Source organism: Streptomyces sp. NPDC026301 (assembly GCF_055567935.1).
On record NZ_JBVHPN010000016.1, the window covers coordinates 43,295 to 61,264 of the forward strand.

At 72.1% G+C, this 17,970-nt stretch carries 16 protein-coding genes; 11 read left to right on the top strand and 5 right to left on the bottom strand.

From position 1 onward, the window contains the following. Nucleotides 1-10: 10 nt before the first annotated feature. From rsmD to mutM, 7 genes are all read left to right on the top strand, one after another. On the top strand, nucleotides 11-676 hold the full coding sequence (gene rsmD / locus ACZ4MH_RS26070) for a 16S rRNA (guanine(966)-N(2))-methyltransferase RsmD (RefSeq protein ID WP_351595761.1): 666 nt from the start codon (nucleotides 11-13) through the stop codon (nucleotides 674-676). Between the two features lie 26 nt (nucleotides 677-702). Then, a complete protein-coding gene (coaD, locus tag ACZ4MH_RS26075; RefSeq protein ID WP_351595758.1) occupies nucleotides 703-1,182 on the top strand; it encodes a pantetheine-phosphate adenylyltransferase in 480 nt (159 codons plus the stop codon). A 122-nt stretch (nucleotides 1,183-1,304) separates the two neighbouring features. Beyond that, complete coding sequence (locus tag ACZ4MH_RS26080; protein WP_351595755.1) at nucleotides 1,305-2,453, top strand: ATP synthase F0 subunit B; 1,149 nt, start codon at nucleotides 1,305-1,307, stop codon at nucleotides 2,451-2,453. A gap of 200 nt (nucleotides 2,454-2,653) precedes the next feature. Further along, nucleotides 2,654-3,253 (top strand): YceD family protein, encoded by a 600-nt coding sequence (locus tag ACZ4MH_RS26085; protein WP_351595752.1) that lies wholly within the window; start codon nucleotides 2,654-2,656, stop codon nucleotides 3,251-3,253. A 2-nt stretch (nucleotides 3,254-3,255) separates the two neighbouring features. Beyond that, on the top strand, nucleotides 3,256-3,429 hold the full coding sequence (gene rpmF, locus ACZ4MH_RS26090; RefSeq protein WP_028802425.1) for a 50S ribosomal protein L32: 174 nt from the start codon (nucleotides 3,256-3,258) through the stop codon (nucleotides 3,427-3,429). A 19-nt stretch (nucleotides 3,430-3,448) separates the two neighbouring features. Continuing rightward, nucleotides 3,449-4,249, top strand: coding sequence for a ribonuclease III (gene rnc, locus ACZ4MH_RS26095; protein ID WP_351595749.1), 801 nt, complete (start codon nucleotides 3,449-3,451; stop codon nucleotides 4,247-4,249). A gap of 153 nt (nucleotides 4,250-4,402) precedes the next feature. Continuing rightward, nucleotides 4,403-5,335 (top strand): bifunctional DNA-formamidopyrimidine glycosylase/DNA-(apurinic or apyrimidinic site) lyase, encoded by a 933-nt coding sequence (gene mutM, locus ACZ4MH_RS26100; protein WP_351595746.1) that lies wholly within the window; start codon nucleotides 4,403-4,405, stop codon nucleotides 5,333-5,335. Between the two features lie 16 nt (nucleotides 5,336-5,351). On the opposite strand, the gene ACZ4MH_RS26105 is transcribed toward mutM, so the two are convergent. Next, nucleotides 5,352-5,708 carry a DUF6083 domain-containing protein gene (locus ACZ4MH_RS26105; protein ID WP_351595743.1) on the bottom strand — a complete coding sequence of 119 codons (357 nt, stop codon included), beginning with the start codon at nucleotides 5,706-5,708 and terminating at the stop codon, nucleotides 5,352-5,354. A 106-nt stretch (nucleotides 5,709-5,814) separates the two neighbouring features. Then, complete coding sequence (locus ACZ4MH_RS26110; RefSeq protein WP_467754715.1) at nucleotides 5,815-6,774, bottom strand: CAP domain-containing protein; 960 nt, start codon at nucleotides 6,772-6,774, stop codon at nucleotides 5,815-5,817. A gap of 134 nt (nucleotides 6,775-6,908) precedes the next feature. Between ACZ4MH_RS26110 and ACZ4MH_RS26115 the strand changes: the two genes are divergently transcribed. The 4 genes from ACZ4MH_RS26115 to ACZ4MH_RS26130 all read left to right on the top strand — a co-directional run bounded on the left by ACZ4MH_RS26115 (nucleotide 6,909) and on the right by ACZ4MH_RS26130 (nucleotide 13,685). Further along, nucleotides 6,909-7,190, top strand: a complete 282-nt coding sequence (locus ACZ4MH_RS26115; RefSeq protein ID WP_351595737.1) for an acylphosphatase — start codon at nucleotides 6,909-6,911, stop codon at nucleotides 7,188-7,190. A 382-nt stretch (nucleotides 7,191-7,572) separates the two neighbouring features. Beyond that, nucleotides 7,573-7,779: a hypothetical protein gene (locus ACZ4MH_RS26120; RefSeq protein ID WP_351595734.1), complete on the top strand. Its 207-nt coding sequence runs from the start codon at nucleotides 7,573-7,575 to the stop codon at nucleotides 7,777-7,779. 283 nt (nucleotides 7,780-8,062) lie between these two features. Further along, nucleotides 8,063-11,989 (top strand): AAA family ATPase, encoded by a 3,927-nt coding sequence (locus tag ACZ4MH_RS26125; RefSeq protein WP_467754716.1) that lies wholly within the window; start codon nucleotides 8,063-8,065, stop codon nucleotides 11,987-11,989. A gap of 277 nt (nucleotides 11,990-12,266) precedes the next feature. After that, on the top strand, nucleotides 12,267-13,685 hold the full coding sequence (locus tag ACZ4MH_RS26130) for a sugar porter family MFS transporter (protein WP_351597235.1): 1,419 nt from the start codon (nucleotides 12,267-12,269) through the stop codon (nucleotides 13,683-13,685). A gap of 212 nt (nucleotides 13,686-13,897) precedes the next feature. On the opposite strand, the gene ACZ4MH_RS26135 is transcribed toward ACZ4MH_RS26130, so the two are convergent. The 3 genes from ACZ4MH_RS26135 to ACZ4MH_RS26145 form a co-directional block, all read right to left on the bottom strand. Next, complete coding sequence (locus tag ACZ4MH_RS26135) at nucleotides 13,898-14,893, bottom strand: LLM class flavin-dependent oxidoreductase (RefSeq protein WP_351597238.1); 996 nt, start codon at nucleotides 14,891-14,893, stop codon at nucleotides 13,898-13,900. Nucleotides 14,894-14,986: 93 nt separating this feature from the next. Then, complete coding sequence (locus ACZ4MH_RS26140) at nucleotides 14,987-16,450, bottom strand: purine-cytosine permease family protein (protein ID WP_351597241.1); 1,464 nt, start codon at nucleotides 16,448-16,450, stop codon at nucleotides 14,987-14,989. 234 nt (nucleotides 16,451-16,684) lie between these two features. After that, nucleotides 16,685-17,908, bottom strand: coding sequence for an NAD(P)/FAD-dependent oxidoreductase (locus tag ACZ4MH_RS26145; protein ID WP_351597243.1), 1,224 nt, complete (start codon nucleotides 17,906-17,908; stop codon nucleotides 16,685-16,687). Nucleotides 17,909-17,970 lie beyond the last annotated feature (62 nt).

The following is a 17,970-nucleotide window of genomic DNA, read 5'->3' on the forward strand; positions in this document are numbered from 1 at the left end:
CATGGGCCGCATGGGCCGCACAGCTGAGGACGAGAATCGTATGACCCGCGTGATCGCCGGCGTGGCCGGCGGCCGGCGCCTGGCCGTGCCGCCCGGCACGGGCACCCGCCCGACCTCCGACCGGGCGCGCGAGGGCCTGTTCTCCACCTGGGAGGCGCTGGACGGCCCGCTGACCGGGGCCCGGGTGCTGGATCTGTACGGCGGCTCGGGCGCGGTCGGCCTGGAGGCGCTCTCCCGGGGCGCCGCGGCCGTGCTGCTGGCCGAGGCCGACCCGAAGGCCGCCCGCACGATCCGCGAGAACATCCGCGGCATCGGCCTCCCGGGCGCCGAATTCCGCGCCGCGAAGGCCGAACAGGTCGTGGCCGGGCCGGTCTCCGGCGAGCCGTACGACCTCGTCTTCCTGGACCCGCCGTACGCCGTCACCGACGACGATCTTCGCGAGATCCTCCTCACACTCCGCTCCCAGGGCTGGATCACGGACGACGCGCTCGCCACCGTGGAGCGCAGCACCAGGGGCGGGGAATTCCGCTGGCCCGACGGATTCACGGGTCTGCGCTCCCGCCGCTACGGCGAGGCCACGCTTTGGTACGGTCGCGCCGCTTCGACGTGCGAGGACGCCGACGGGAACGCCGGCGACCGCCCTGACGGGAACGCCACGTCGGCAAGCGAGTCATGACCGGATCGGAGAGCGAGGAACCTCAAGTGCGCCGTGCCGTCTGTCCGGGGTCGTTCGACCCCGTCACCAATGGGCACCTGGACATCATCGCCCGGGCCTCCAAGCTCTACGACGTGGTCCACGTCGCCGTGATGATCAACAAGTCCAAGCAGGGCCTGTTCACGGTCGAGGAGCGGATCGAGCTGATTCGCCGGGCGACCGCCGAGTACGGCAATGTCGAGGTCGAGGCGTTCCACGGCCTCCTCGTCGACTTCTGCAAGCAGCGCGACATTCCGGCCATCGTGAAGGGCCTGCGCGCGGTCAGCGACTTCGACTACGAGCTGCAGATGGCCCAGATGAACAACGGCCTCTCGGGCGTGGAGACGCTCTTCGTCCCCACCAACCCGACCTACAGCTTCCTCTCCTCCAGCCTGGTCAAGGAGGTCGCGGCCTGGGGCGGTGACGTGTCCCACCTGGTACCGGACTTCGTCTTCGAAGCCCTTACGGAGCGCCTCGGGGAGAAGTGACGCCGGAAGCGTTGCGGGGCCGACCGGCTGACGGTACGTCAGTGGGTGTCGGGGGCGGGGGCGAGGGCCGTACAGTCGTCCCCGTTCCGTCGTTTCATCCCCCAGAGAGTGGCGAGCCCCCAGTGGACGTGCAGAAGAAGCTCGACGAGATCGTCGAGACCGTCGGCCATGCCCGGTCCATGCCCATGTCGGCCTCCTGCGTGGTCAACCGCGCCGAGCTGCTGGCCAAGCTCGAAGAGGTGCGGGCCGCGCTCCCGGGGTCGCTCGCGCAGGCGCAGGAGCTGCTCGGCGGGCGCGAGCAGATGGTCGAGGACGCCCGCGCCGAGGCGGAGCGGATCATCGAGAGCGCGCACGCCCAGCGCGGCTCGCTGCTCTCCGAGACCGAGGTCGCCCGGCAGTCCCAGGAGGAGGCCGACCGCATCCTCGCGGAGGCCCGCCGGGAGGCCGAGGAGATCCGCGCCGAGGCCGACGACTACGTCGACAGCAAGCTCGCCAACTTCGAGGTCGTGCTGACCAAGACCATCGGGTCGGTGGACCGGGGGCGCGAGAAGCTGCTCGGCCGCGGCCCCGGCCTGGACGAGGCGGGGTACGCGGACACCGAGGCGCCCGAGCGCAGCGCCGACCCGGAGACGCTGCGGCAGCGGGCCGACGCGTACGTGGACGCCAAGTTCGGCGCCTTCGAGGCGGTGCTGACCAAGACCCTGGAGGCGGTCGGGCGCGGCCGTCAGAAGCTGCTCGGGGCGCAGCCCAGCGACGAGCTGGGCGACCGGTTCGCCGCGCACACGGACCCCGCGACGGGCCTGCCCCAGTCCGGCGACGCCGAGTACCTCGCCGACCTCGCCGCCGCCCAGCAGCCCGCCGCGCCCCAGGCGCCCGCGGCCCAGCCCGGCGACCAGCAGGCGGGGCAGCCGGCGGGACAGCCCTTCGTACAGCAGCCCGGCCTGGAGCCCGCCGCCGGGGCGCCGCAGCAGGACTACTACGCCACGGCCGGCTACGGCCAGGACGCGTACGGCTACCAGCAGCCGCAGCAGTACGCCCAGCAGCAGGACCCCTACGGCTACGGCTGGCAGCAGCAGGCCCAGCAGCAGGGCTACGACCCCGCCGCGTACGTCCCGCAGCAGGCCCAGCAGTTCCCGCACGGCGAGCAGCCGCAGCAGCCTCAGCAGCCCCAGCACCACGGACAGCAGCCCGCCGCCCTGGACGAGACCAGCCTCTTCGACACCAGCATGATCGACCTCGACCAGCTGCGGCAGTACGAGCAGGGGCACTGACGCGTCTGCAGGGCCGGCGGTGCCGGGGGCGCCGGCCGTGGATTGGGTCAATCGCGGCACGTCCAGTATCCTGGCTGTTCGGTCGCGCATACGTCCGCGATCTGTGCTGCCCGACCACCGCCTCGTGCGGAAACGGGCGGCCGTACCGCCGTAGAAAGCAGGAAGCCATCAACGCCCGCCTCGACCACCGTTCTCCGCTCGTGTTCGATACACGCGAGCTGGGTCGTCGTCCCGGCGCGATGAAGAAGGTGTCCCGCTCCGTCGAGGCCCCCTCGGACCTCGGCAACGAGGTCATCGGAGTGCCCGAGGGCGCGCCGGTGGAGCTCGACCTCCGCCTGGAGTCGGTCATGGACGGGGTGCTTGTCACAGGCACCGGCCGTGCATCCGTGACAGGGGAGTGCGTAAGGTGTCTGGAGCCGATCGAGCGTGAGCTCGAAGCGGACTTCCAGGAGATGTTCTCCTACCCCGACGCCGACGCCCGGGTCCGTCCAGCGGACGCAGGCGACGACGCCGAGGACGAGGAGGACACCCTCTTCCTCGAGGACGACTTGTTCGACCTCGAAGCCGTGCTGCGCGATGCGGTGGTGCTCGCACTGCCGTTGCAGCCGGTGTGCCAGGACGACTGTCCGGGCCTGTGCTCCGATTGTGGAGCCCGGCTCGCGGACGACCCGGACCACCATCACGACGCCGTCGACATCCGTTGGGCGGCACTGCAGGGACTCGCTGTGACCGACCAGGACGGCGAGAAGGACAACATGGGCGGCGCCGAAGCGGGCGTCGACGAGAAGCAGGAGAAGTAGCCGTGGCTGTTCCGAAGCGGAAGATGTCGCGCAGCAACACGCGCCACCGCCGGTCGCAGTGGAAGGCTGCGGTCCCCACCCTGGTGGCGTGCGAGCGCTGCCACGAGCCCAAGCAGCAGCACATCGCGTGCCCGGCTTGCGGCACCTACAACAAGCGCCAGGTCCTCGAGGTCTGAGCGGCTGGTGACGGGCTCAATGTCAGACGCTGATTCGTCGAAGAACTCCTCGAAGACTCCGTCTGCGGACACGGCCTCGTCCCACACGCTTCTGGAAGGGCGGCTCGGGTACAAGCTCGAGTCCGCCCTTCTGGTGCGTGCGCTGACGCACCGCTCGTTCGCATACGAGAACGGCGGGCTGCCCACCAATGAACGGCTGGAGTTCCTCGGGGACTCCGTCCTGGGCCTGGTGGTCACCGACACGCTGTACCGCATCCACCCCGACCTGCCCGAAGGCCAGCTGGCCAAGCTGCGGGCCGCGGTGGTCAACTCGCGTGCGCTCGCCGAGGTGGGCCGCGGCCTGGACCTCGGTGCCTTCATCCGGCTCGGCCGGGGTGAAGAAGGCACCGGCGGCCGGGACAAGGCATCCATCCTCGCCGACACACTCGAAGCGGTCATCGGCGCTGTCTACCTGGATCAGGGCCTCGACGCGGCCTGCGAACTGGTGCACCGCCTGTTCGACCCGCTGATCGAGAAGTCCTCCAGCCTCGGCGCCGGCCTGGACTGGAAGACCAGCCTCCAGGAACTGACCGCGACCGAAGGACTCGGGGTCCCGGAATACCTGGTCACGGAGACCGGCCCGGACCACGAGAAGACCTTCACTGCTGCCGCCCGCGTCGGTGGTGTCTCGTACGGCACCGGCACCGGCCGCAGCAAGAAGGAAGCCGAGCAGCAGGCGGCGGAGTCCGCCTGGCGGGAGATCCGCGCGGCGGCGGACGAGGCGGCCAAGGCCGCCTCGGAAGCCACCACGGAAGCCGCTGCCGGCGGCCCCGCGAGCTGAATGCGCGCCGCGTGCCCCGCGCACGCGGATCCCCGCCCGACCACCCCTTCACAGGGGCAGGACGGGCGGGGTTTCCTTTTCCCGGCGCCTGGAACCCGCTTCGTCGCAGCGGCCCCACCGCGCACACCGTGCTCAACGTCCCGAGGAGATCCCTTGCCCGAGCTGCCCGAGGTCGAGGTCGTACGGCGCGGTCTGGAGCGCTGGGTCAGCGGCCGCACGATCGACACGGTGGAGGTCCTGCACCCGCGGGCGGTGCGCCGCCACACGGCGGGCGGCGCGGACTTCGCCGCACAGCTGGCCGGCCACCGCGTCGGCGAGGCCCGCCGCCGCGGTAAGTACCTGTGGCTGCCGCTCGCCGGCGACCTCTCGGTACTGGCCCACCTCGGCATGAGCGGCCAGCTCCTGGTCCAGCCGCAGGACGCGCCCGACGAGAAGCACCTCCGCGTCCGCATCCGCTTCACGGACGCGGCGACCGTACCGGACGACGCGGCCGCCGCCCCCGGCGTCGCGCCGGCAGCCGACCTCCCCGAGGACACGACCGACACCGAACTCCGCTTCGTCGACCAGCGCACCTTCGGCGGCCTCTCCCTCCACCCCACCGTCCCCGGCGACCCGGACGGCCTCCCCGACGTGATCGCCCACATCGCGCGCGACCCCCTCGACGCGGCCTTCGACGACGCCGCGTTCCACGAAGCGCTGCGCCGCCGCCGTACGACGATCAAGCGCGCGCTCCTGGACCAGTCCCTGATCAGCGGCGTCGGCAACATCTACGCCGACGAGGCGCTGTGGCGCGCCAAGCTGCACTACGACCGCCCCACGGCCACCCTCACCCGCCCCCGCACCACCGAACTCCTCGGCCACATCCGCGACGTCATGACGGCCGCCCTCGCCGTCGGCGGCACGAGCTTCGACAGCCTCTACGTCAACGTCAACGGCGAGTCCGGCTACTTCGAACGCTCCCTGGACGCCTACGGCCGCGAGGACGAACCCTGCCGCCGCTGCACGACCCCGATCCGCCGCCGCTCGTGGATGAACCGGTCGAGTTACTACTGCCCGAAGTGCCAGAGGGCGCCGCGGCCGAGGTAGGAGTCCGGCGCTCGCGTCAGCCGCCGCGATACCACCGCTGCCGTTCTTCTTCGGCTTCGGGGCACAGGCACACAGTCCGGTGCGCGGGGCAGACAAGATCGGATGGAAGCGGTTCGATGGCACCGAGGCGCATGGCCACGAGGCCGACGCCGTACGAGGAGTGCCGAGTCCGGACGGTCTCCAGTCGCCAGCGGTGCTCAGGAGGCACGTCCTTGGCCGGGAGATCCTTGGCGGCCAGGCGCACCCAGCGGTCGTAGTTGGTGCGCCGGACGCTGCCCACCGCTCCGCAGTCGGGGCAGGGCGGCGGCTCGTGCCACGTGTGCTCGTCGGGTCCGGGGTCGCCGCGAGAAGGGGCGAGGGCGCGGTCCTGCAAGGCGAGTGCGTTGACGCAACGCTCCAGCAGGCGTAGCAGCGGACGGCCAGGAGGCCGATGCGGCAATCGGGGGCGCAGGGGTGCGCAGATGTCGCCCTTGGGGGGCTTAGAAGCCGAAGTCCTGGGTCCACCAGGGGCCGCCCGGGGCCTGGTGGGTGCCTACGCCGAGGGTTCGGTAGGCGCAGTTGAGGATGTTGGCGCGGTGGCCGGGGCTGTTCATCCAGGAGTCCATGACGGCCTCGGGGGTGGTCTGGCCGCGGGCGATGTTCTCGCCGCCGAGGCCGGTGACGCCGGCGGTCTTCGCGCGGTCCCAGGGCGTGGCGCCGTCCGGGTCGGTGTGGGCGAAGAAGTCGCGCCGGGCCATGTCCTCGCTGAACGTCTGCGCCAGGTCGGTGAGGGCCGCGTCCGCGGTGAGCGGGGCGCAGCCCGCCTTGTCGCGTTCCTGGTTGACCAGGGAGAGGACCCGAGCGGAGGCCGAGCCCGCGGCAGGGGCGGCGGACGAAGCGGGCGTGGTGGGCTGCGCGGCCTCGGGGGAGGCGCCGCGGTTGTCGGGCGTGGAGCGGGAGCGGCCGTCGCCGTCGCCGGCGTCGCGGCCCGCCTTGCCCGAGGGCTCGGCGTCGTCCGTACCGGAAGCCGCGCCTGCCGACGGAGACGCGCTGGGCGACGGGCGGGCACCGGGTGCGTCCGGGCGGGCGGCGCCGCGGTCGGCCGGGCGGGCGCCGCGGTCGGCGGGGAGCGGGGACCGTGCGCCCTGGGTGGCGGTCACGTCCGGCAGCGCGCCGGCGCTGACCCGGCCGCCGGGGCCGTCCGCGCGCTCCGGGTCGTACGGGCCGTTCCCCGGTACCAGCCCCGCCGAGACCGCCACGGCCCCCATCGCCAGCGCCGCCGACACGCCCAGCAGGCCGGTCCGTACGGGAGCGGTGCGCAGGATGCCACCGGGGCGCAAGGGGTGGGTAGGGCGGAAGGGGCCAGTGTGGCCGGGCGCCCCGCCGGAGCGGTGGCGGCCCGTCGTGGGTTCGGCTGCCGGCGCTCCGGGTACGGGAGCGGTGCGTCGATGGCGGCCCATCCCCTGACTTCCTTCCGTCCGCGAACGTCAATGGCGAATCACCCGTACGAGTGACTGGTGATGCCGCGTGACTGTACGGCACGACGCATGGGGCCGAAGTGCTCGTTGAGCAATTGGCCGGTTAGCGTGCTCACATGAACGAAGATGTCCGTCTGACGGCCTGGGTGCGCGGCCGTGTGCAAGGTGTCGGCTTCCGATGGTTCACCCGGGCCAACGCGCTGCGCATCGGGAGCTTGGTCGGCTTCGCCCTCAATCTGGAGGACGGCCGCGTCCAGGTCGTGGCCGAGGGGCCCCGGGAGCGGTGCGAGGAGTTGCTGGAGTGGCTGCGTACCGGGGACACGCCCGGGCGGGTCGACGGCGTCACTGAGATTTGGGACACGCCGCGAGGCGGGTACGGCACCTTCGCCATCCGCTGACGAAGGGCCGCCGACCCGTCGCCCGGGCCGCCCGCGACCCGCCCCGTGACATGCCGCGGGCACCTGCTGGAGGCAGAAACCGGCTGGTGGTTGCCAATTTCGCCGTCCCATGGAAGGCTGCGGCAGTAAGGATGATCTCCACGCCCCCGGGGCCGTTTCCGGAGCGCCGCCGCGAGTCTTCAGCAGGCGTGTGCGCTCACGAGCCCTCGGATACGGGGCGTGATCGTGTTGACCGTCAATCCATTTGGTGAGACTCTGGAATCCCCGCGCACCTTAGCTGTTTGGCATTGCGTAGACCAAAGAATGACAGACACCGCGGGTGCGATTCCCTCACGACCCACCACCGCTTCGGTCGGTCACTCATTGTGGAGGACCATCCATCATGGCAAAGGCGCTTCTCGGTTACGTCGGCGGCTCCGACCCCCGAGTCCTCTCCGAGATGCGACGGCTTCAGCAGCGTGTTCAGGATCTGGAATCCGAGATCGTCAGGATTCAGGCGGAGAACGACGCGCTGTCCGCTGCCGCACGTCACGGCGACTCGCTGCTCGACAGCATCGACGTACCCCAGGCGGAGCCGGCGCTCACCTGACCATCGCCCCAAGGGACGGTCGGGCTGAAACGACAGCCACTTGAGGCACCGCTCTATGAAGATTCAAGGGACGCTTCGGCGTCCCTTCGTCGTTCACGCCCCCGCCTCCCGGCGGCCTCTTACCGTCTGATGTGCCCTGCACGTTCCGCGGTGAAACCGAAAAGGTCCCGGCACGGCAGCGGGCACCGGGCGCGACCGGCCGCAGGAGCGCGGCCGCCGCGGCGCGCCAGGACGGGCCGGGACGGGCGAAAAGTCCGGTAGGCGAGAGGTAGAGTCCAACGGCGTGCACCTCAAGAGCCTGACCCTGCGAGGATTCAAGTCCTTCGCTTCCGCCACCACGCTGCGCTTCGAGCCCGGCATCACCTGCGTCGTGGGCCCCAACGGCTCCGGCAAGTCCAACGTGGTGGACGCGCTGTCCTGGGTCATGGGCGAGCAGGGCGCGAAGTCGCTGCGCGGCGGCAAGATGGAGGACGTCATCTTCGCCGGGACCACGGGGCGCCCGCCGCTGGGCCGCGCCGAGGTCTCCCTCACGATCGACAACTCCGACGGCGCGCTCCCCATCGAGTACGCCGAGGTCACGATCACGCGGATCATGTTCCGCAACGGCGGCAGCGAGTACCAGCTCAACGGTGACACCTGCCGGCTGCTGGACATCCAGGAGCTGCTGTCGGACTCCGGCATCGGCCGCGAGATGCACGTCATCGTCGGCCAGGGCCAGCTCGACGGCGTACTGCACGCCGACCCGATGGGCCGCCGCGCCTTCATCGAAGAGGCCGCCGGCGTCCTCAAGCACCGCAAGCGCAAGGAGAAGGCGCTGCGCAAGCTGGACGCGATGCAGGCGAACCTCGCGCGCGTGCAGGACCTCACCGACGAGCTGCGGCGCCAGCTCAAGCCGCTCGGCCGGCAGGCCGCCGTCGCCCGCCGCGCCGCCGTCATCCAGGCCGACCTCCGCGACGCCCGGCTGCGGCTGCTCGCCGACGACCTGGTCACGCTGCGGGAGGCGCTCCGTACGGAGATCGCGGACGAGGCCGCGCTGAAGCAGCGCAGGGAGGCCACCGAGGCCGAGCTGAAGGAGGCGCTGCGGCGCGAGGCGGCCCTGGAGGAAGAGGTACGGACGCTGACGCCGCGGCTGCAGCGCGCCCAGCAGACCTGGTACGAGCTGTCGCAGCTCGCGGAGCGGGTACGCGGCACGATCTCGCTCGCCGACGCGCGCGTGAAGAGCGCGCAGGCCGCGCCCCCCGAGGAGCGCCGCGGCCGCGACCCGGAGGAGATGGAGCGCGAGGCGGCCCGCATCCGGGAGCAGGAGGCGGAGCTGGAGGCCGCGCTGGAGGCGGCGACCCGGGCGCTGGACGACATGGTCGAGCACCGCAGCGATCTGGAGCGGCAGCTGCAGGACGAGGAGCGCCGGCTGCGGGACGCCGCGCGGGCCATCGCCGACCGGCGCGAGGGGCTGGCCCGGCTGCACGGCCAGGTCACAGCGGCCCGCGGCCGGGCCGCCTCGGCGCAGGCCGAGATCGACCGGCTGGCCGAGTCGCGGGACGCGGCGCAGGCCCGCGCGGAGGCGGCGCAGCAGGAGTACGAGCAGCTCAAGGCCGAGGTCGACGGGCTGGACGCGGGCGACGAGGAGCTGGCGGGCCGGCACGAGCGGGCCAAGGAGGAGCTGGCGGCGGCGGAGCGCGCGCTGACCATGGCCCGCGAGGCGCTGACCTCGGCGGAACGCAAGCGCGCCGCGACCGCAGCCCGGCACGACGCGCTGGCGCTGGGCCTGCGCCGCAAGGACGGTACGGGCGCGCTGCTGGCCGCCGCCGACCGGCTGGGCGGACTGCTCGGCCCGGCCGCCGAGCTGCTGACCGTACAGCCGGGGTACGAGATCCCGGTGGCGGCGGCGCTCGGCGCCGCGGCCGACGCGATCGCCGTCGCGGACCCGGCGACCGCCGCGGAGGCCATCCGGCTGCTGCGCAAGCAGGACGCGGGACGCGCGGTCCTCCTCCCGGCGACACCGGCGGAGCACCAGCTGACCGGCGCCCCGGCCGAACACCCGCTGACCGGGACGGCGACCGAGCACCCGCTGACCGGGACGGCGACCGAGCACCCGCTGGCCGGGACGGTGGGGGAGCGGTCCCTGCCGGGGTCGCCGAGGGATACCGCCTTGCATGACGGGGCGACAGGGCCTGCTGGCACCGCCGGTGCTGACGGGGCGACGGATGACAGCCGGAGCGCCGGGGGACCCGGAGGGGCCTCGTACGACGAGCGGCAGGACAGTACCGAAGGCCCCGCGATTCCCGGTGCGCGCAGCGGTCCGGACGCGGCGACGGACTCCTCCGACTCCTCCGAACTCCCCGGCGATGGCGCCGTCGTCGCCTCGGTACCGGCCGCCCGTACCCCCGACGGGTCGCCGCCCGCTGCCGCCGAACTGGTCGACGGGCCCGCCGAGTTGCTGCCCGCCGTGCGGCGGCTGCTGCGCGACATCGTCGTGGTGAGCACGCTGGAGGACGCCGAGGACCTGGTCGCCGCGCGGCCCGGCGTGACCGCCGTGACCGCCGAAGGCGACCTGCTCGGGGCGCACTTCGCGCAGGGCGGGTCGGCCGGTGCGCCGAGCCTGCTGGAGGTGCAGGCGTCCGTCGACGAGGCGGCGGCGGAGCTGACGGAGCTGGCCGCGCGCTGCGAGCAGCTGGCGGAGGACCAGCGGCTGGCCACCGAGCGGCGGGCCGAACGGGCCGCGCTGGTCGAGGAGCTGGCGGAGCGGCGGCGCGCGGCCGACCGCGAGAAGTCGCAGGTCGCCCAGTCGCTGGGGCGGCTCGGCGGGCAGGCCAGGGGTGCGGTGGGCGAGGCCGAGCGGTCGGCGGCCGCGGTCGCCAAGGCCGAGGAGGCGCTGGCCCGGGCCACCGAGGAGGCCGAGGAGCTGGCGGAACGTCTCGCCGTCGCCGAGGAGGACGCCGCGTCGAGTGAGGGGGGAGCGGAGGAGCCGGACACCGCCGTACGGGACCGGCTCGCCGCCGACGGGGCCAACGCCCGGCAGACGGAAATGGAGGCGCGCCTCCAGGTCCGTACGCACGAGGAGCGCGTCAAGGGGCTCGCGGGACGGGCGGACGGGCTGGACCGGGCGGCGCGCGCCGAGCGCGACGCGCGGGCGCGGGCCGAGCAGCGGCGCGCCCGGCTGCGCCACGAGGCGCGGGTCGCCTCGGCGGTCGCGGACGGCGCGCGGCAGCTGCTCGCGCATGTCGAGGTCTCGCTCGTGCGGGCCGAGGAGGAGCGGGCCGCCGCCGAGCTGGCGAAGGCCGAGCGGGAGCAGGCGCTGGTCGCCGAGCGGTCCCAGGGGCGTGAGCTGAAGGACGCGCTGGACAAGCTGACGGACTCGGTGCACCGGGGCGAGGTGCTGGGCGCCGAGAAGCGCATGAAGATCGAGCAGCTGGAGACGAAGGCGCTGGAGGAGCTGGGCGTCGAGCCGGCCGGGCTGGTCGCCGAGTACGGCCCGGACCAGCTCGTACCGCCGTCACCGGCCGCCGAGGGCGAGGAACTGCCGGACGATCCGGAGCATCCGCGCAATCAGCCGGTGCCGTTCGTGCGGGCCGAGCAGGAGAAGCGGCTCAAGGCCGCCGAGCGCGCGTACCAGCAGCTCGGCAAGGTGAACCCGCTGGCCCTGGAGGAGTTCGCGGCGCTGGAGGAGCGGCACAAGTTCCTCAGCGAGCAGCTGGAGGACCTGAAGAAGACCCGCGCCGACCTGCTGCAGGTCGTCAAGGAGGTCGACGAGCGCGTCGAGCAGGTGTTCACGGAGGCGTACTGGGACACGGCCCGCGAGTTCGAGGGTGTCTTCGCGCGGCTCTTCCCGGGCGGCGAGGGCCGGCTCGTACTGACCGACCCGGACAACATGCTGACCACCGGCGTGGACGTGGAGGCGCGGCCGCCGGGCAAGAAGGTCAAGCGGCTGTCGCTGCTCTCGGGCGGCGAGCGCTCGCTGACCGCGGTGGCGCTGCTGGTGTCGATCTTCAAGGCGCGGCCGAGCCCGTTCTACGTGATGGACGAGGTCGAGGCGGCGCTGGACGACACCAATCTGCAGCGGCTGATCCGGATCATGGAGGAGCTGCAGGAGAGCTCCCAGCTGATCGTGATCACGCACCAGAAGCGGACCATGGAGGTCGCCGACGCGCTCTATGGCGTGTCCATGCAGGGCGACGGTGTATCGAAGGTCATCAGCCAGCGACTGCACTGAGACAGTCGGCGACTGCACTGAGCCCGCCGCGGACACGGGTGTGGGCCGCCGACCTGCGGCGTTCGCTGCACCGTTCACAACATGAACTCAACATGTACGCGATTGCCGACAGTAACGGGGTCAATGAATTCCGTACCCCCTATTGACTTCGAAACTTGAAGGCATAGTCTCTGCAACGTTGCTTTTACCTTCAAGTGGTGCGTGCCGTGTTCGCAGCCGCCACTGGAAGGGCCAGCCCCCTACGCCCGGCAGCGCAGCCGGGCCACTGGAGTACACGTTGACCAGCACCGCGCAGCCGACGGTCGCGGAAGGCCGCAAGGCCAAGCCCGACCACCTCGGCCATGTCATCTTCATCACCGCGGCTGCCGCGATGGGCGGCTTCCTGTTCGGTTACGACAGCTCCGTGATCAACGGTGCCGTCGAGGCCATCCGCGACCGCTACCACGTCGGCTCCGCCGGGCTCGCCCAGGTGATCGCGATCGCGCTGATCGGCTGCGCCATCGGCGCCGCCACCGCGGGCCGGATCGCCGACCGCATCGGCCGCATCCGCGTCATGCAGATCGCCGCGCTGCTGTTCACGGTCAGCGCCGTCGGCTCCGCCCTGCCCTTCGCGGTCTGGGACCTGGCCATCTGGCGGGTCATCGGCGGCTTCGGCATCGGTATGGCCTCGGTCATCGGCCCCGCCTACATCGCGGAGGTCGCGCCGCCCGCGTACCGCGGCCGGCTCGGCTCCTTCCAGCAGGCCGCGATCGTCGTCGGCATCGCCATCTCCCAGCTGGTCAACTGGGGCATCCTGAACCTCGCCGACGGCAACCAGCGCGGCGAGATCGCCGGCCTGGAAGCCTGGCAGTGGATGCTCGGCGTCATGGTCGTCCCGGCCGTGCTCTACGGCCTGCTCTCCTTCGCGATCCCCGAGTCGCCGCGCTTCCTGATCTCCGTCGGCCGCCAGGACAAGGCCAAGGAGGTGCTCTCCGAGGTCGAGGGCAGCTCGGTCGACCTGGACCTGCGGGTCGAGGAGATCGAGCTGGCGATGCGCAGCGAGCACAAGTCGTCGTTCAAGGACCTGCTCGGCGGCAAGGGCGGCTTCCTGCCGATCGTCTGGGTCGGCATCGGCCTCTCGGTCTTCCAGCAGCTGGTCGGCATCAACGTCGCGTTCTACTACTCCTCGACGCTGTGGCAGTCCGTCGGCATCGACCCGAGCAGCTCGTTCTTCTACAGCTTCACCACCTCGATCATCAACATCCTCGGCACCGTGATCGCGATGCTCTTCGTCGACCGGATCGGGCGCCGTCCGCTGGCGCTGGTCGGCTCCGCCGGTATGGCCATCGCCCTCGCGCTGGAGGCGTGGGCCTTCTCCGCGAAGACCGCGGGCGGCACGCTGCCGACCACCGAAGGCACCGTGGCCCTGATCGCGGCCCACTTCTTCGTGCTCTTCTTCGCCCTGTCCTGGGGCGTGGTGGTCTGGGTCTTCCTCGGCGAGATGTTCCCGAACAAGATCCGTGCCGCGGCCCTGGGCGTCGCCGCCTCGGCCCAGTGGATCGCCAACTGGGCGATCACGGCGACCTTCCCGAGCCTGTCGGAGTGGAACCTCTCCGGCACGTACGTGATCTACATGATCTTCGCCCTGCTCTCGATCCCCTTCGTGCTCAAGTACGTGAAGGAGACGAAGGGCAAGGCGTTGGAGGAGATGGGCTAACCACCCCGCCAGCCTTTCTCCTCACCACGGATCTGCCCCGGCTCCCCGATGGAGCCGGGGCAGCCGCATGTCAGGGGCCGGCGTTACCGTGCTCGCCGTACCGGACCCGCCGTACCGTTTCGCCCCGTCCTTCCCCCATGGGGGGACGCAGGCCCCCTGCTCAGCACAGTACCGGGGGCCACTGACAATGCGGCCGGGCCCGATGCGCGCCTTCAGGGCTTGAGCCGCGGCAGCACCCGCTCCGCGAAGAGGTGCAGCGACCGCCAGCCCTCGTCGACGGGCATCCCGCCGCACAACGGGTGCAGGATCAGCGAGTCCGACGCCTCCGTCTTCTCTGTCTTCTCTGCGTACGTCACGCATTCCTCGGGCGTCAGCACCCGGTACACGCCCTCCCGGCGCAGCGCCGCCACGTCCGTGGCCGCCGACCGCACGGCCGAGCGGATGCCGGCGCCCTGCCAGCCCGCGTACGTCCGCGCCTCGTACAGGAAGTGCTCCCCGTAGCGCGCCCAGGCCCGGTCCGGGTCCTCCGCGACGTGCAGCAGCGCCGTACTGGCGGGCGGCTGCATCACCCAGCCCTCGTGGCCGTGCTCGGCGCACTGCCGGTGGTAGTACGCGATGAGCTCCGGCAGGTGGGCGCTGGGGAAGAACGGCAGCCCGAGCCGTGCCGCGCGCCGCGCCGCGGGCCGCGAGCCGCCGCCGACCAGCAGCAGCGGGTGCGGCCGGGTGGCGGGGCGCGGCGTGACACGGACCGTGCGCCCCCGGTACGTGAACGGCTCGCCCGTCCAGGCGCTCAGCAGCGTCTCCAGCACCTCGTCCTGGAGCGCGCCGCGCCGCCGCCAGTCCACGCCGTGCGCCGCGTACTCCTCGGGCCGGTAGCCCAGGCCCGCGACGGTCACCAGCCGGCCGCCGCCCAGGAGGTCCAGTACGGCCAGGTCCTCGGCCAGCCGCAGCGGGTCGTGCAGCGGGGTGATCAGCGCGGAGACCGTGACGGCGACCCGGCGGGTGGCGCCGAGCACGGCGCCGGCGAAGGTCAGCGGCGAGGGCATCCAGCCGTTGTCGGTGGCGTGGTGCTCCTCGGTCTGCACCGTCGTGATGCCCAGGTCGTCGGCGTACTTCGCCATCGCGACGGCCGCCTGATAGCGCGCCGCCAGGCCCTCCGGGGTGGGGGCCGGGTCGACCAGGTTGAAGCGCAGGACCGTGACGGGCATGACAACGTCCCCTTCGCCGCGGAGGTGGCGAAGGGGACGTTAGCTGATGCTGTGTCAGATGTGGAGGGGTTGGACGAAGCCCCCTAGGGGCCTCTAGCGCCCGGCCGGTATCGGCTCCGGCGTCGCGCCGCCCTCCGCGGGGACGTTCTCGCGCGGCGTGGGCAGCACCGCGAAGACCACGGCGGCGATGGCGATCGTGACCGCCCAGCCCAGGCCGTGGGTGCCCAGCCAGGTGCCGGCCAGCGGCCCGGTGAACCAGTTGACCTTGGTCAGGCACAGGCCGGCGGCGAGCGCGACGGTCCAGGCGGTCAGCGCCTGCCAGCAGAAGCCGGCCCGGTACCAGTACCGGCCGCCGCGCGAGGTGTCCATGAGCGCCTCGGCGTCGTACCGGACGGTGCGGCGGGCGCGGCGCGCCATGTCGATCGCGTACACGCCGATCCAGGCCGAGAAGGAGACGCCGAGCAGGGTCAGGAAGGTGATGAACTGGCTGATGAAGCTGGTCGCGACCAGCATCATGAAGCCGCCGCCGACCAGGCTGATGACGGCGTTGATGCTGACCGCGAGGGGGCGGGGCAGCTTGACGCCCATGGTCTGCGCGGTGAAGCCCGCGGAGTACATCGACAGGCTGTTGATCAGCAGCATGCCGACCACGGCGGTGAGCAGGTACGGGACGGCCAGCCAGGTCGGCAGGATGTCACCGAGGAACGCGACCGGGTCGCTGGCCTTGGCCAGGTCCGGGGTCTTGGACGTCATGACCGCGCCCATCAGCACCATCGGCACCATGACCAGGCCCGCACCGGAGACGGTGGCGCCGACGATCTTCTTGCCGGAGGCCGAGCCGGGGAGGTAGCGGGTGAAGTCCGGGCCCGAGGGGACCCAGCTGAGTCCGCCGGCCGCGATGGTGCCCACGCCCGCGATCACCATCGCCGTCGAGCCGGCCTTCTGCGCGAAGATCTCGTGCCAGTCCATCTTGGCGATCAGGTAGATCAGCACCAGCACGCTGAAGACGCCGAAGATGTACGTCGACCACTTGTTGCAGAGGTTGAGGACCTTCCGGCCCATGCCGCTGACCAGGAACGTCGTGGCGACGAAGAGGAACAGCGTGACGATCGTGAGGACGTTGTTGGCCTCGATGCCGAAGACCAGCTTGAGGATGGTCAGCAGGGCGAACGCGCCGGTGACCGCGTTGATCGTCTCCCAGCCGAAGCGGGCGATCCACAGGATCATGCCGGGGAAGTAGTTGCCGCGGACGCCGAAGGTGGCGCGCGAGAGCAGCAGGCCGGGCGCGCCGCCCCACTTGCCGGAGACCGACAGCAGGCCGGTGAGGCCGAAGGAGACGGCCGCGGCGATCACCGCGACGAGCAGTACCTGCCAGAAGTTCAGCCGGTTGAAGACGACCAGGGCGGCGCCCATGGTCAGCAGCAGCACGCTGATGTTGGCGGCGACGTAGGTCGAGAACAGTTCGCGGACGTGTCCGCGGCGTTCGTGGTCCGGGACCGGCTCGATACCGCGGGTCTCTACGGTTCCTTCGGTCTCGGGGGAGGCCTTGGTGTCCATGGTGCAGGTGTCTCTCGTGCGCTGGGGCAGGGGCACCCCCACAGGGGGCAGTCGGCAGCGGCTGTGGTGCCAGGCTGCGGGGCGCGGTGGCCGTCGAGGACTCTACGCGCGTTGCGCGGCCATTCCCATCGTACTTTGCACCAACTTCCTCCCGTAAGACCCGTTGGACCCTCCGACGAGTCACTCGCGTCACACTCTTCGTCGGAGGGTCCATGATCAGGCCGGAAACGCTGGTCAGCCGGTGGGCTCCGGCATCGGCCGGCGCTGGCCCACCCGGAAGTCGGCCCGGCGCAGGATCTCCTCGGCGTCGTCCACCGGCGGATGGATCCAGGTCTCGTTGATCGCGCGCTTGCGCGCCTTCGCGTACGCCACCGGCACCTCGCGCAGCGCCCGGTCCCAGCCGCTGGTCAGCACCGCGCCCGCGCCGCCGAGATCGAGGCAGGTGACGTACGGATCAGTGGCGAACGGGGCCCGGTCCAGCCCCAGCAGATCCGCCGCGGCATTGTGCCCCGCGAACTTCCCCTGCGGCGTCGCGTGCTGGCAGCTCTGCGTCACCGTGTGGCCGTCCTCGGCGGGCGCGGCCGCGGTGTCGCCGGCCGCGTACACCTCCGGCAGCCCGCGCACCCGCAGCCAGCCGTCCACCGCCAGCCGCCCCAGTCCGTCCCGCTCGGCGGGGAGCTGGGCGGTGAGGCCGCTGGCCCGCACCCCGGCCGTCCACACGGCGGTACGGGAGGGGAGCGCGCTGCCGTCGGAGAGGTGGACGGCCCGCTCGTCGACGCGCTCGATCGAGACGCCGAGCCGGCGCACCACGCCCAGCTCGTCCAATGCCCGCTCGATCACCGGCCGGGCCGCCTCGCCGAGCCCGCGCCCCACGACCGTGTCCCGCTCCACCAGTACGACCTCGACCTCGTCCGCCAGTCCGTGCGGCGCGGCGATCGCCCGCAGCCGGCCCACCAGCTCGGTCGTGGCCTCCACGCCCGTGAACCCGGCGCCGGCCACCACCGCCGTGAATCGCCCGGGCCCCGCGGGCGCGTCCGGCAGCCCCTGGAGGTGCTTCTCCAGGGCGACGGCTGCGTCCATCGTGTCGATGTCGTGCAGCAGCCCGGCGCCGGGGAAGCGCGGGCGGACCAGCGCGCTGCCGGTGGCCAGCACCAGCCGCCGGTACGGGAGCTCCGCGGGTCCCTCGGGGCCGTCGGCGGTGACCACCCGGCGGGCGGTGTCGATGCCGGTCGCGGTCGCGGCGATGCGCGGCACACCGATGGGCCCCAGGACCCGGTCGAGCGGCACCCGGTACGCGGCCGGGTCCGCCTCGTACAGCCGGGGGCGGATCGTGAGGTCGGGGTCCGGGGTGAGCAGCGCGACCGTGGGGGAGGCGTCGTGGGCGCGCAGCAGGCGGGCGGCGCCCGCGGCGGCCCACATCCCGGCGAAACCGCCGCCCACAATCAGGATGTCCGGCATCCGGATTCTCCTTCCAGTGCCCCGCGGCTCGTTCCGCGGGGATGAATCTGGATAGTACACAT